12 protein-coding genes are annotated in these 13,389 nt (G+C 73.0%); 6 read left to right on the top strand and 6 right to left on the bottom strand.

Annotated features, from left to right (window positions below; all coding sequences use genetic code 11):
- The coding region (locus tag ACZ4U4_RS26740; protein WP_467879188.1) for an enoyl-CoA hydratase-related protein at positions 1-441 on the bottom strand (441 nt) is incomplete at its 3' end.
- Between the two features lie 231 nt (positions 442-672).
- On the opposite strand from ACZ4U4_RS26740, the gene ACZ4U4_RS26735 reads away from it, so the two are divergent.
- From ACZ4U4_RS26735 to ACZ4U4_RS26710, 6 genes are all read left to right on the top strand, one after another.
- Complete coding sequence (locus ACZ4U4_RS26735; protein ID WP_467879186.1) at positions 673-2,478, top strand: polyketide synthase; 1,806 nt, start codon at positions 673-675, stop codon at positions 2,476-2,478.
- An 11-nt stretch (positions 2,479-2,489) separates the two neighbouring features.
- Positions 2,490-3,260 carry a phosphopantetheine-binding protein gene (locus tag ACZ4U4_RS26730; protein WP_467879183.1) on the top strand — a complete coding sequence of 257 codons (771 nt, stop codon included), beginning with the start codon at positions 2,490-2,492 and terminating at the stop codon, positions 3,258-3,260.
- On the top strand, positions 3,257-4,558 hold the full coding sequence (locus ACZ4U4_RS26725) for a beta-ketoacyl synthase N-terminal-like domain-containing protein (RefSeq protein ID WP_467879181.1): 1,302 nt from the start codon (positions 3,257-3,259) through the stop codon (positions 4,556-4,558). The genes ACZ4U4_RS26730 and ACZ4U4_RS26725 overlap by 4 nt, the downstream gene beginning before the upstream one ends.
- A complete protein-coding gene (locus tag ACZ4U4_RS26720) occupies positions 4,552-5,817 on the top strand; it encodes a hydroxymethylglutaryl-CoA synthase family protein (protein WP_467879179.1) in 1,266 nt (421 codons plus the stop codon). The genes ACZ4U4_RS26725 and ACZ4U4_RS26720 overlap by 7 nt, the downstream gene beginning before the upstream one ends.
- Positions 5,814-6,578, top strand: coding sequence for an enoyl-CoA hydratase/isomerase family protein (locus ACZ4U4_RS26715; RefSeq protein ID WP_467879177.1), 765 nt, complete (start codon positions 5,814-5,816; stop codon positions 6,576-6,578). The genes ACZ4U4_RS26720 and ACZ4U4_RS26715 overlap by 4 nt, the downstream gene beginning before the upstream one ends.
- An 80-nt stretch (positions 6,579-6,658) precedes the next feature.
- Positions 6,659-6,913, top strand: coding sequence for an acyl carrier protein (locus ACZ4U4_RS26710; RefSeq protein ID WP_467879175.1), 255 nt, complete (start codon positions 6,659-6,661; stop codon positions 6,911-6,913).
- Here ACZ4U4_RS26710 and ACZ4U4_RS26705 read toward each other — a convergent pair.
- The 5 genes from ACZ4U4_RS26705 to ACZ4U4_RS26685 all read right to left on the bottom strand — a co-directional run bounded on the left by ACZ4U4_RS26705 (position 6,900) and on the right by ACZ4U4_RS26685 (position 12,592).
- Positions 6,900-7,712, bottom strand: coding sequence for an AfsR/SARP family transcriptional regulator (locus ACZ4U4_RS26705; protein ID WP_467879172.1), 813 nt, complete (start codon positions 7,710-7,712; stop codon positions 6,900-6,902). The genes ACZ4U4_RS26710 and ACZ4U4_RS26705 overlap by 14 nt on opposite strands.
- Positions 7,713-7,741: 29 nt before the next feature.
- Positions 7,742-9,160 carry a B12-binding domain-containing radical SAM protein gene (locus tag ACZ4U4_RS26700; RefSeq protein WP_467879170.1) on the bottom strand — a complete coding sequence of 473 codons (1,419 nt, stop codon included), beginning with the start codon at positions 9,158-9,160 and terminating at the stop codon, positions 7,742-7,744.
- A 447-nt stretch (positions 9,161-9,607) separates the two neighbouring features.
- The gene (thiD, locus tag ACZ4U4_RS26695) at positions 9,608-10,417 is read right to left on the bottom strand and encodes a bifunctional hydroxymethylpyrimidine kinase/phosphomethylpyrimidine kinase (RefSeq protein WP_467879167.1); all 810 of its coding nucleotides are present in this window, start codon (positions 10,415-10,417) and stop codon (positions 9,608-9,610) included.
- Positions 10,418-10,533: 116 nt separating this feature from the next.
- Positions 10,534-11,541 carry a thymidylate synthase gene (locus tag ACZ4U4_RS26690; protein ID WP_467879164.1) on the bottom strand — a complete coding sequence of 336 codons (1,008 nt, stop codon included), beginning with the start codon at positions 11,539-11,541 and terminating at the stop codon, positions 10,534-10,536.
- A gap of 73 nt (positions 11,542-11,614) precedes the next feature.
- Entirely contained in the window at positions 11,615-12,592 is a 978-nt protein-coding gene (locus ACZ4U4_RS26685) for an aspartate/ornithine carbamoyltransferase family protein (RefSeq protein WP_467879162.1), read from the bottom strand.
- Positions 12,593-13,389 lie beyond the last annotated feature (797 nt).

The following is a 13,389-nucleotide window of genomic DNA, read 5'->3' as shown; positions in this document are numbered from 1 at the left end:
TCGTTGCCCGTTGGGGGGGAGGCTGGGGAGGGGGGGGTTGTATGGGGACAGGAGGCTCCCAGAAAAAACGGTGAGGTCCGTGGGGCTCCCGGGAACCAGCCCCCAGCGGGGCGGGGGCCGGGGGGTGGGGGCCACGACCGGCACCGGGCAGTGCAGCGGCGCGGTGATGCACTCCTCCGCCTCCAGGGGGGAGCGTCCGCGGTGGAAGCCGAGCAGCTCCTCCCGCGAGCCGCCGGCGCAGAACACGTCGGGCTCCCCGCTCAACAGGACCGCCCGGGTGGCGGGGTGCGCCGCCGCCTCCCGCAGGGCCGCCGGGAGCGCGGCGCACAGCCGGGCGGTGATGCGGTTCCGGTCGGCCGGTGCGCAGATCCGCACCCGGGCGACGGGCGGGCCCACGGTCACCCGGACGGGAGAGGAGGGGGCTGCCGGGGCGACGGGCATACGGGCTCCGCCTCCTTTCCGCACGACGGGCCGCCGGGCATCCGGATCGCCCGGTCTGATGTCAGTCTCGCCGGGAGCACCGACACAGTGGCGACAAGATCGTCGGCCTGGGCGGTGTACGGCTTGTGTCGGCGTTGTGTCGGTGGTCCGGTCCGATACTCAGAGGCGAACCGTCCGCCCCGGTGCGCCGGTTCGTCCTCCGATCCGCTCAACGAGCCGGGAGGCCGCGTGGTGACCGCTTCACGACAGCCGGAGCCACTGCCCGGCGAACGCACCGGCCGCCGGGCCGGTGAGCCCGTCGCCGTGGTCGGTATGGCGTGCCGGGTCTCCGGGGCCGAGGACGTCCGCGACTTCGCCGCCCTGCTCGACCGGGGCGAGGTGCGGTTCGGGCCGATACCCGGGGACCGGTTCCCCGGCCTGGACGTGGCGGCGCTGAAGATGACCGGGAAGCCCGTCCTGCGGGCGGCGCTGCTGCGGCGCATCGACGAGTTCGACGCGGCCTTCTTCGGGATCCGCAACCGCATGGCGGCGGCCATGGACCCGGCGCAGCGCCTGCTGCTCGAACTGACCTGGCAGGCACTGGAACACGCGGCCCTCGCGCCGGACCGGCTGGCCGGCGGCGACACCGGTGTCTATGTCGCGGCGGGCGGATACGACTTCCGCGAGCGTGCCGTGGCGGCCGGGCTGCGGGACGGGTACACCGGCGTCGGCAATCTGCTCTCGTTCAACGCGAACCGTCTCTCGCAACAGTTCGACCTGCGCGGTCCGAGCGTCACGGTGGACACGGCGTGCGCCGGCGGACTGACGGCGGTCGCGCTCGCGGTGTCGGAGCTGCGTGCCGGGGCCTGCCGCACCGCCGTCGCGGGCGCGGCCAACATCCTCTGCGCACCCCTGAACCACGCCGCCTACCTCCAGTCGGGCATGCTCTCGCCCCGCGGCCGGTGCGTCCCCTTCAGCGCGGACGCGGACGGCTACGTCCGCGGCGAGGGCGGCGCCGTGGTCGTCCTGCGGCGCCTGGCCGACGCACGGCGGGACGGCGACCCGGTGCTGGCGGTGATCCGCGGCGCCGCGGTCCGCCACGGCGGGCGCACCGCGACCATGACGTCCCCCAGCCGCGCCGCGCAGACCGCCGTCATCAGGGCGGCGTGGGCGGACGGCGGTCTCGCCCCCCGCGCGATGGGCTACCTGGAGGCCCACGGCACCGCGACCCCCGCCGGCGACCCCCTGGAGATCGCCGCCCTGCGCGAGGCGGCCGGCGACGGCCACGACGCCGCGACCGGCCGGGACACGCCGGACCGGCTGTGGGTCGGTTCGGCGAAGGCCAACGTCGGCCATCTGGAGGCGGCGGCGGGCTGCATCGGCCTGATCAAGGCGGTGCTGACGCTGCGCGGCGGACGGATCTTCGCCATCCCCGGGCTGCACGCCATCAGCCCGGCGCTCGGGCTCGCCGGCTCCCGCGTGGTACTGGCGGACCGGCCGATCGAGTGGCCCCGGAGCGGGCGGCCGCGGCTGGCCGGGGTCAGCGCGTTCGGGATCAGCGGCTCGGTCGCCCATGTCGTGGTCGAGGCGTACGAGCCGGACGGCACCGGCGCCGCCCCGGACGCCCCGGTGACGCTTCCGCTGTCGGCGACCGGCACCCGGACGCTGTGCCGGACGGCCGCCTGTCTGGCGCGCCAACTGGCCGACCGCGGGGCCGCGCTGCCCGAGGTCGCGGCGGCGCTGGGATCCGGCCGCCGCCATCTGGCCCACCGCGCCGTGGTGCTCGCCCGGACCCTGCGGGAGGCGCGCGAGGGCTGCGAGGCCCTGGCCGGGGGCCGCCCCCACCCGGCGCTGTCCGTCCCGGAGAGCCCGCGCCCGGGCCTCGACCCCGCGTCGGCGCGGTGGCTCACCGGAGCGGCACCGGAATGGCCGTCGGACCCTCAGCTCCCGGGGCCCCGTGCGGCCCTGGTGACCAGTCCCTTCGAACGCCGTCGCTTCTGGCCGCCCGGCGAGCCCGCACTCCAGGACGCCCCGCCGCCGGACACCGGACCTCGATGAGAGGAAGCACCGTGCCCTCTTCACCCAACGACGCCGCCGCCGACCGGAGCGCGCTCCCCACGGTCGTGGGCAGCGCGGCCAAGGTTCTCTTCGTCGCCCCGGAGGAGATCGACCCCGATGTCCCACTCGTCGACCAGGGCCTCGACAGCATCCTCACCGTCGAACTGCTGGAGGCGCTCAACAGCGTGTTCGGCCTGCAGGTCAGGGCCGCCGAGGCGGAAATGCACCCTTCGCCACGTCAACTGGCGGCCTACTACGAGCAGTTGACCGGCGGGAACGGCGATCCGGCCGGGCCTCCTCTCCTCGCCGTCGTCCGGGAGTGCCTGGCCGAGGTGCTGATGACCGACGTCGAACCGGCGGCGGACCACACCACGTTCACCGACCTCGGGATGGACTCGATCCTCAAGGTGGAGTTCGTGTCCGCCGTCAACGACCGTCTGGGCCGGTCCGACGACGAGGAGGTGCTGCGCGCCCATCCGACCCCGGCCCTCTTCGCCGCCCATCTGGCACGCCACGCGGACGGCGCGGCGGGCACACCGTCCCAGGAGACGCTCACGGTCCTGCGGGAGGCCGTGCGGGAGATCCTTCCCGAGACGCCGGCGGACGCGGTGACCCCGGAGTGCTCGCTGCGCGCGTTGGGCGCCTCCTCGCTGGACCGGGCGGACATCGTGGCGCTGGCCATGCACCGGCTGGGCCTGCGGGCCCCGGCCGAGCAGCTGGCCGCCGCGGAGACCCTGGGCGCCCTCGCGACCGTCCTGGACGCGTGCCGGGAAAGCGGATGACCGCCCCCCGCCCACGGACCGTCACCCCGCTCGCCCTCACCTCGGCGGCCGTTCTGACCGGGGACATCGGCGGTCTCGACGCGTACGCCGAGGCCCTCGCCGGCACCCGGTCCGCGATCGTCGCGCCGCCAGAGGGATCCGCGTACCGCCGCTCCGGCGCCGGAGCGGCCGCCCCGCTCACCGGCTTCGCGCCCGCCGCCTGGGCACGGGACCACCTTTCCGGGGCGCCGGAGCTGCGGGAGCGGCTGATGGCCGGCACCGCGCGGGGGACGCTGCCCGCCGTCACCGCGGCGTGCGTGGCCGCCGCGGCGGTGCACGCCGCGGGGCTCTCCCGCGCGCAGCTCGCGGAGTGCGCGCTGATCGTGGCGGGCGGGAACCTCGCCCCCCGGCACCAGGCGGCGGCCGCCCGGGGGTTCGCCGAGCGGGGACATGTGGCGCCGTCCTACGCACTGACACACACGGACGTCGACGTCGTGGGCACGGTCAGCCAGGTCACGGGCGCCGTGGGCGAGGGCTGGGTGCTCGCCGCCTCGGCGGCCGGCGGGGCGCTGGCGGTGCTCCAGGCGGCGCGTCTGGTGGCCTCCGGGGAGGCCGCGCGCTGCCTGGTCGTCGCACCGGCCACGGACCACTCGGCCGTCGAACTCACCGCCCTGCGGCAGGCCGGTGCGCTGAGCGGGCCCGTACCGCACCGCGATCCGCGGACGTTGTGCCGTCCGTTCGACCGGACGCGCAGCGGTTTCGTCCCGGGCCAGGGCGCCGCGTCCGTGCTGCTGGAGGCCGTCGGGGACGCCACGGGGCGCGGACGTGCCCCGCTCGCCCTGCTCCTCGGCCACGGTCAGGCCCTCGACGGGAGGCGGGCGGCCGACCCGCTGGCCGAGGGGCAGACGGCCGCGCTGCACCGGGCGTTGGACCGGGCCGGCGCCGATGCGCGGGACATCGGCTACGTCAACGCCCACGCCACGGGAACGCGGATCGGCGACGAGGTCGAGGGACGCTCCCTCGCGGCGGTGTTCGGCGCCCGGCCGCTGGTCAACGCGACGAAGGCGCTGACCGGCCACTGCTTCGGCGCGTCGGGCCTGCTGGAGATCGTCGCCACGGCGATCCAGCTGCGGGACGGTTTCTGCCACGGCAACCCCCACCTGGCCCGGCCCTGCACCGACCGGCTGACCTTCGCACCCCGCGACACCGTCCGGGCCGATCTCTCCGCGGCGGTCACCTCCAGCTACGCGTTCTGCGGGATCAGCTGCTCGCTGGTGCTGGGCCGGGCCACGGCGGGAGAGGACGGCGCGGCATGGTGAGGCCCGGGGACGGGATCCGGACGGTCGGCATCGACGCGGTCGGTGTCGACTGCGGTGCGGCCGTGGTCGCGGTGGACACCCTCTGCCGCGGTGACGCGGCACACGCGCGCCGGGTGCGCGCGCTGGGGATGGAGGCGCGCGGGGTGGCGCTGCCGTGCGACGACCCCGTCGTGTTCGGCGCGACCGCCGGCCGGCGGGTGCTGGAGCAGCTGACGCCCGCCGAACGGGACACGGTCGAACTGCTGGTGTTCGCCACCGAGAGCGGCCTCGACCTGAGCAAATCGCTCGGCGGCGCCGTGCACCGGCTGCTGGGTCTGCCGAGCGCCTGCCGCACCGTGGAGGTGAAGCAGGCGTGCCATGCGGGCTCCGCCGCCCTGCACCTGGCCGCCGCCGTGGTGGCGACGAGTCCCCGGCCCGGCGCACGCGCCCTGGTCGTCACCGGTGACCTCGGCCACCATCCCCTGCACAGCCTGCCGGAGGCCGTCACGGGCGTCGGCGGCGTGGCCGTGCTCGTATCGGCCGCGCCCCGTATCGCCGCCCTGCGCCCCGGGGCGGGCGGGCTGCACAGCGACGATGTCTGCGACACGCTCCGCCCCTCGTACGCGGAGGAGGTGATCGACCCCGATCTGTCCCTGCTGAGCTATCTGGCGTGTCTGCGGTCCTGCTGGCAGGACTACACGGCCAAGGTGCCGGGGGCGGATTTCCTGGGCGACTTCGCTCTCCTCGCCATGCACACCCCGTTCGCGGCCATGGTCAAAGGCGCGCACCGCACGCTGACCCGCGATGTCGTCGGACTGGCCCCGGCGCAGATCGAGGCCGACTTCGCCCGCCGGGTCGAACCGTCGCTCGCCTACGTACGCCGCACCGGCAACATCTACACCGGCACCTCGCTGCTGTGCCTGATGAGCGCGGTGGCCCACGGTGCCCCGCACGGGGCGGCCACCGTGGGGGTGTTCTCCTACGGGTCCGGCTGCTCCGCCGAGTTCTACGGCTGCGACCTCGTCCCCGGAGCCGCGGAGCGCCTGGCCCTCGGCGGGGTCGGGGAAGCGCTCGACGCGCGCTGCCCGTTGTCCTTCGACGAGTACGCGCGGCTGGCGGGGACCGACGTGCCGGCCGGTGTCCGCGCCACGGACGTCGACCTGGCACCGGCGCGGCGGGCCCTGCGGCACGTGGCGGAGACCGGCGCGCACCGGCTGATGCTGACCGGGGTGGACCACTACCGGCGGCGGTACGCGTGGACGGACGGTTCCCCCTGGTGACCGGCGCCCCGGAAGAGACGGCGGTGCACGTCGCCGAGCACCCCGGCCACCTGGAGGCACGTATCGGACGGTCGGCCCGCGATCCCAACGCGCTGGACGCCCGGCTCGTCCGCGGGCTGCACCGCGCCGTGGACCGCGCCGAGGCGACGCCCGGCTGCCGGGCTCTGGTGCTCAGCTCGGCCTCGGACACCTTCTGTTCGGGACTGCCGCTCGGCACGGCGCCGGACGCCCGGTGGTTCACCCACCGGGAGACCTCGCCGTGGCACCTGTTCGAGCGCCTCACCGGCTGCGCGGTGGTGACCGTCGCGCTGCTCGACGGGCCCGCCGTCGGCGGCGGCGTGGCCCTGGCCTCGGCGTGCGACCTGGTGCTCGCCGGCCGCGGCGCGCGCTGGCGCTGCACCGAGGCGCTGCTGGGGCTCGTCCCCGCGATGGCCCTGCCGTTCCTCGCCCGGCGGATCGGCGAACACCGCGCCTGCGCCATGGCGCTGACCGCCATGGAGGTCGACTCGGACCGCGGCGCCGAGTGGGGGCTGGCGGACCTGGTGGGCGACCGAGCCGCCGTGCTGCTGCCGGACGCCCTCCGCCGCCTGCGCGGATGCCGGCCGGAGGCGGTGCGCGCGCTGAAGTCCTACCGGCGGGAGGCGTTCCCCTGGCCGCCCGGGCTGGCCGACCGGGCCCGGGCCGTCCTGACGGAGCGGCTGGCCGACCCCGGTGTGCGCCGGCGGCTGGGTGGGGTGCGCCCGCCGCCACACGACGCGTGAGCGCCGCCCGCACGACCGGCGGGCGGCTGCGGGATGTGCCGACGCGGTACCCGGAACGAGCGGAACAACGAGGAGGGGTTGTGGACGCGAACACCCACACCAGGGACAGGATCACGGCGCTCGTCGCCGCGTGGCTGCGGGAACAGGAGGTCGAGGGGGCGGTCGATCCCGACGCGATGCTGGTGGATCTGGGGATCGACTCGCTGAGCGTGGTGGACCTCAGCCAGGCGCTGCGCCGCGAGCTCGGAGTGGAGATCAAAGCAGCGGAGTTCGACCTCTACGCCACCGTGCCGGAGCTGGTGGACGAGGTCTGGGAACGGGTCAGGGCGCGGTAGCCGCCGAGGGCAGCGGGAGCCGGAAGCAGGTGTCCGCCGCGTCCAGGAGGATGCGCTGGTAGAGGGAGCGCAGCTCCGGGGACGGCTCGATGCCGTAGCCGTGGACCAGCCTGTGCCGCAGGGACCGGTAGACCTCCATGGCGTCCGTCTTCCGGCCGCTCCGGCACAGGGCCACCATGTGGATCATGTTCAGGCCCTCGTCCGACGACCCGGCCAGCACCTCCGGGTGCAGCCGGGCCACGGCGGCCTGCGGACGGTCGAGGCGCAGCTGCTCCTCCGCCCAGGCACGGAGCGCCAGGACGCGCAGCTCCTCCCAGCGCTGTGCGGCGAAGCGGTGGCACTCACCGTCGGCGGCGCCGCCGAACGGCTGCCCCCGCCAGCACGCGAGCGCCTGGTTCAAGGCGGGGAGCGCGGCCGCGGTACCGGCGGTGGCCTCGTGCACGAGCTGCTCGAAGTGGAGGGCGTCCACCCTGGAGGGGGCGACGTCGAGCAGATAGCCGCCCCCGACCGTGCGGACCCGGAGTCCGGCGTCGCCCCGTCCGAGGAGGGTGAGCATCCGGCGCAGCCGGCCCACATGGGCCTGGACCGCCTGTTCGGGCTGGAGCGGGGGCGCGCCCGCCCACAGTTCCTCCACGATGACGGCGGTCGCCACCGGCTGCTGCGCCGACAGGGCGAGCAGTTCCAGCAGGCTGCGGCGGAGGGAGGGCCGGGGGCTGCACGTGGCGCCCGTGGCCGTCCGGACGAGTGTCGGTCCGAGAAGGCGGATGGCGTGCGGGATGTTGCCGTCGGACGACTGCATGGGTCACCTCTCCCGGGCCCGGTTCCGCCTCACAGCTGTCGGCAGAGCCGGTCCAGAATCTCCTGCTCCCGCTGCTCCTCGTGATCCGTGCCGCCGAGCATGTAGCCGCCGAATTTCATGCCGCTGCCCGCCTCGCCCATCCGGATCACGCCTCGGCCCAGATCCGCCAAGGCCGCCTCGACATCGGCGAGCTGTACCTCCGTGTTGTCGCGCAGATACAGTTCGGTCAGCTTTCTGGACGGCAGGATCTCACCGTGCCAGGACCGTACTTCGGAACGGGAGCGATATGTCTCCCAGTACATGCGTGATCCCGGAACGACGGCCGGTGCGGCGACCGATACGGTGGTGATGATGTCCTGGTACTGCTCGGCCAGTGCCAGCCAGTTGTCGACCTCGGAGCGTAGTTTGGCGAGGTCCGTTCCGGGCAGTCCGAGGATTCCGGAGACATAGAGCCGGTAGTCGAGGTCGCGGGCGAGTTCCAGTGCCTCGGAAATACGGTCGGGGCCCTTGTTGATGCCTTTGGAGTTCTGCCTCAGCAGTTTCGGATCGAATGCCTCAAGGCCGACGTTCCAGGTGCGGATGAATCCCTGGCACAACTTCGCGGACTGCAGGAACTCGTAGACGAGTCCGTAGGCGAGCATAAAACGCCGGCCGCGCAGCACCGGCGAGGAGGCGCAGGCGTCCGCCAGGTCGTCGAGCAGGGAGAAACGCCCCTGCCACTGGCCCCTGGAGAAGCCCAGGGTGGAGTCGCCGGCCGCGTAGACGTTCGCGCCGAGGGAGCCGACCGCGTGCTCCAGGGCGGAGACGACCGTGGTGAGCGCGGCCGTCTTGGGCGTCAGGCCCTGGATCGAGCAGTGTTTGCACCGGCGCCGGGGCGACTCCCCCCAGTGGCAGCCGCCGTCGATCGCCATCGTGATCATGCGCTGGAGGTCGTAGTGGCCCGCGTACCACTGCTGGAACGCCTTGTCGTAGTGGTGCACGAGCTGGTCGGCGATGAGGGCGTAGTCCGGCATCCGGCGGCGGTTCAGCGGGTAGTTGGGGGCGCTCTGATGGACGACGGTCCCGCCGCGCCGGTACGCCAGGGACGGCACCCGCTCCTGTGGCAGGTCCCCGCTCAGCGCGTACAGCAGGCCCGTCATCGTGAACGGGCCGTTGTTCCCGGTGCCCACGAAGTCGACGAGCCGGCTGCCGTACCGGCCGGTGAGCACCTCCTCGTACAGGAGGGCCGCGTGGTCGTTGCCGAACACGACGACCGCGTTGGGATTCGCCCTTTTGATCTCGGCCGCGGCGATGAAGGCCCAGGGCGCGGTGGCGGTGTACACCGTGAACGCCGCCACGTCCGGCGGATTCTCGTGGATCTCCTCCCGCAATTTCTGCCAGTCGAGGTGACTCATGTCGAGATAGCGCCACGGCACATCGGGAAAACAGATGTCGTGATAGGTGATCATTTCCACGAGCGCGGAATGGGGATAGACGGTCCCCTCGTTGCGATACCGCTCCTGATCCCCCGCTTCGGCGATGAGCGCCCCGCCTCCCGAATGGCTTCCGCGATGGGCCGAGGTCAGCGGAAGCGCGATGTACCAGACCGACTTGAAGGGCGGGTGGGAAGTGCATGACCTGTCGAGCGGAATTTCCCATGAGTAGCGAGTATCTGTTCCGACTGCTTCCCTGGCCGGTTCGAGAGACATCCGCTCGCGCAACCTCTCCATGAGTGGCCGGACTGAATGCGTGAGCAGCCAGACTAGATTCCGTGATCACACAGGGGCAAGGTTCCGAAGAATGCGGTCAAAGGAGTCATCGCGCGCACCGGAAATCCGCCGGCGCGGCCGGCGGCGGAGGCCGGGGCTTCCTGGGCGCCGGGCCGGCCGCAGGTGACGGCCCGCCCGGCGGTGTCCTCACCCGGCCGTGGCCGGGCCCGGCGCTCGGGCCGGGAGGCCGAGGACATCGACGGGGTGTACGCCCCGGCCGATCGACGTCAGGCCCTCGCGGACCGCTCCCGAGGCGAGGGCCGTCGCCTCCCGGACCGCGTGCGGCAGCGGGAGGCCGTGCGCGCGCAGGCCGGTGATCAGCGCGGAGTGGGCGCAGCCCGCGCCGTGTTCGGCTCCGGTGCGGTGGGCCGGCCGGTCCAGGCGCAGCGACGTCAGGCCGTCGGCGAACCAGTCCTCGCCGTCGCCGCCGGATGTCACGACGACGGCCGGTGCGCCCAGGTCGAGCAGGCGCTGCGCCAGCTCCCGTGTCCCCGACGTCTCGTCGCCGGTGAGGAGGCGGGCCTCCGCGACGTTGGGCGTGAGGACGTCGGCGAGCGGGAGGAGCAGGTCGATCAGCGCGGCGCGCGCGTCCTGGCCGCCCAGGGCGCCACCGGCCGCGCTGACCATGACCGGGTCCACGACGACGGGCACCGCGAGGTCCGCCAGCAGATCCGCGATGGCGGTGAGGTGCTCCGCGCTCCAGGTGGTGCCGACTTTCACCGCCCGTATGTCGAGGTCGGCACGGACGGCGTCGAACTGGGCGCGCAGGAAGTCGACGGGGACGGGGTGGCGGCTCAGGACGCCGGTGGTGTTCTGGGCGGTCAGACCGGCCAGGACCGTCGCGGTGAAGCAGCCGAGCGAGGCCAGGGCCTTGATGTCGCCCTGGATGCCCGCGCCGCCGCCGGAGTCGGAGGTGCCGATGGTGAGGCACACGGGAGGTGCTGCGTTGTCTGGCACGTCGGTTCGGCCCTTCCCGTCCGCGAGGGGCACTCGGCGGCCGGTGTCGGGCTCCCGTGTGCACGGGAGCGGGGTACGCGTGGGCTGCGGGTGCGGGGCGGCGGCGTTCCGCGCGCCTACCCCGCCGGTGACGTCAGCGAGCGGTGGATGCCCCAGCGGTTCTCGACGAGCCGGGCGAACAGCGGGTTGAGCACGTCGAGCAGGTCCCGGTCGACGGTGTCCTCGTGGCGCCACCGTGCGTGCAGCGCGAAGAGGATCACCACGTCCGTCCAGTACCTCCCCAGCCCCAGGCCCTCCGCATCGGCCGCGTCCAGGGTCAGCCGCCGCTTCCGCAGTGCCTCCTCCAGGGCCAGGATCTCACGGATGGCGGGCCAGTTGTCCTCCGCCGGCATCGCGGGGAAGGGGTCGGTGGCGACCTGTTCCGTCCGTGCGGCGAGGACCTTGTCCGCGACGGTGTCGTCGTGCCGGTAGAGGTGGTACGAGCCGACGGTGTGGGTGTACGAGCCCAGGTCGAGGCCGAGTTGGGTGGCCAGCACCTCCTGGAGGAAGGTGAAGGAGAAGACGTCGCTCACGGTGCCGCGGTAGGCGTCGTTGGCGCGCATGAAGGACACGGCGTGCAGGGCGCCTTCGCGGATCATGTACTGGAGCCCCAGGGTGCAGGCGACGTCGATGTTGCCCGCCACGAGGAGTTCCTCGGGGGCGAAGATCTGCATCACGGCGCGCTTGGAGTCGGGGTCCTGCCGGAGGGTGTGCGCGACGCTGTCCCACTGGTTGATGCCGGCGCCGCCGAAGCCGAACAGGCGGGGCCCGTAGGCGGTTCCGGCGAGTCGCTGTCCGTCCGCGGAGTACTTCTTCATGGACGGTGCGTAGAACGCGATGAAGTCCAGCGCGTTGCTGCCGGACAGGTACCACAGCGATTCGGCGAAGTTGAAGACCAGGTTCAGCTTCCGTTCGGGGATCCGGACGATCCTCTCCCGGGGGTTCGCGATCCGGTAGGAGACGCCGAGGATCTCCCGGCTGTGGAACCCCCTGGGGGCGTTGACGAACTCGGGCGCGTCCCGGGCCGCCAGGAGGTTGTCCAGGTAGGCGGCTTCGAAGGTCGGGTAGATCATGCGGGTGTGCACCGGGGAACTCCTCGGGAACGGTCGTGGGCCGTCGGCGCGGCGGTCGGGGTGCGAGGAAAGGTCGGCGGCCGCCTCACCCGATGTCCTCGGGCTCGCTCCGGCGGGCCCGGTCGAGCCGGCCGGCCACCGCCAGCAGCAGGGCCTGCCGTACGAAGACCGCGCCGTCGGCCTGACTGAAGTAGAGGTTGTGCGGTGTGCCGTCCAGGTCGGCGCCCAGTTCCGACAGGCGTGCCAGGGGGTGCATCACCAGGGCGTCGGGCTTCAGCGGTGTGTCGCCGTCGATGCGGAAGGCCGAGTCGAAGACCTCGTACTCGGTGCCGACCAGGGTCAGCGAATTCTGGTAGACGATGTCGAAACGGCTTACGTGCTGCCGGAGATCGGCGGTGCACACCACGGGCAGGGAGGCGTCGTCCAGCGCCTTCGCCAGCTCGGCGTCGAGCGGCTGCGGGTCCTCGGACACCACCGTCACCTCCCGCAGCAGGTGGGGGAAGTGCACCGCTCCCATCAGCAGAAAGCTGCGCAGCGCCCGCATCCTGCGGGGCGTCCCGACGACTCCCAGGGAGCGCCTGCGCCCGGGGCGCAGCGGTACCTCCGCACCGTCGAGGTCCGCGCACCGCTTGAGGAGGGCGTACCAGTCGGCCATCGCCTGCGTCGGGTGCTCCGCGCAGCCGTTGCCGCCGTTGATGAGCGGAATGTTCAGCCGGGTGGCGCGGATGTCGTCCAGGGCGGTTCCGGAAGGGTGGCGGAGCACGACGATATCGGCGTAGGAATTCAGCATGACGCCGGTGTCGGCGAGGCTCTCCCCTTTGTGGATGCTGCTGACCCGGCCGTCCGGAACGCTGATGACCGAGGCGCCCAGCCGGTGTGCCGCGCTTTCGAAGGAAAGGCGCGTGCGCGTACTGGGTTCGAAGAACGCGGTGAGGATGATGACGCCCTCCAGTGCCCGGGATGCGGTGCGCCGGCCGGTCTCCAGATCCGACGCCAGGGCGAAGAGGGAGAGGAGCTGCGGCTGCGTCAGCTCACCTACCTGAAGGATGGACGCGCCTTCCAAGCCGTACAGCGGAAGGAACTCGCCATCGTGGTGGGGGACAACGGCCGACTCGGCAGGAAACGAGATATAGGCACGTCGCAGGGGATGAACCACGGAGATACCTCCGGATTATGCCGTCCAGGCGCCGAAGAATTTCGAGGGGACCGCCACGCCGCTCACCCGCGATGCGAATAAGGGCGGCCGCGGTCAACTGACGCCACACTTCCTGGAGTCATGCCGGTGAGCTTATGGACGTGTCCCGGGTCCGGCAAGGCGAGCCGACGCGATCACGTCATTCATCCGGCGCTTTCCACGAGCGGTTCGGCGGGGCTTCCGCTTCTTCTCCGGGCCCTGTGGAATTCCCCGCTCCGCCGAATACGACCTTTGTGTTTCTGCTGTTCGACCTGGAGCGGATGAGGTCTGAGGCGGGTGTGGGGCGGTGGGTCCGGACGTGCGGGAAGTGGCGGCTGCGGGCGGGCGTACGGGCCTGACGCAGAGTGGCCGTAATACGTGAGGCGCGCACTCCGGGCACGCGGAACCCGCGGTGCGCAGTACCGGGGCGGACCCCTGAACGGCCTGCTCGCAGGGGGGACGAGGGTGGGCCGGCCCCCGCCTCCATCGCAGACAAGCCACACCGCGCACCCCGTCCGCGGCATGTTCCACCGCCGTCCCGAGGGTGCGCCGTCCGGCCGTCTCCCGCTCCCCCGCACCGGAATCAGGCATCACCGTGGCACCGTGCGGACCCGGAAACGCCATGCCCCCACCCGCTTCACGCGAGCAACCCATGTGTCTCTAATCGCCCTATGCCACCGTCATGG

Source organism: Streptomyces sp. NPDC029159 (assembly GCF_055564055.1).
This window is presented reverse-complemented; position numbering and strand designations above follow the sequence as displayed.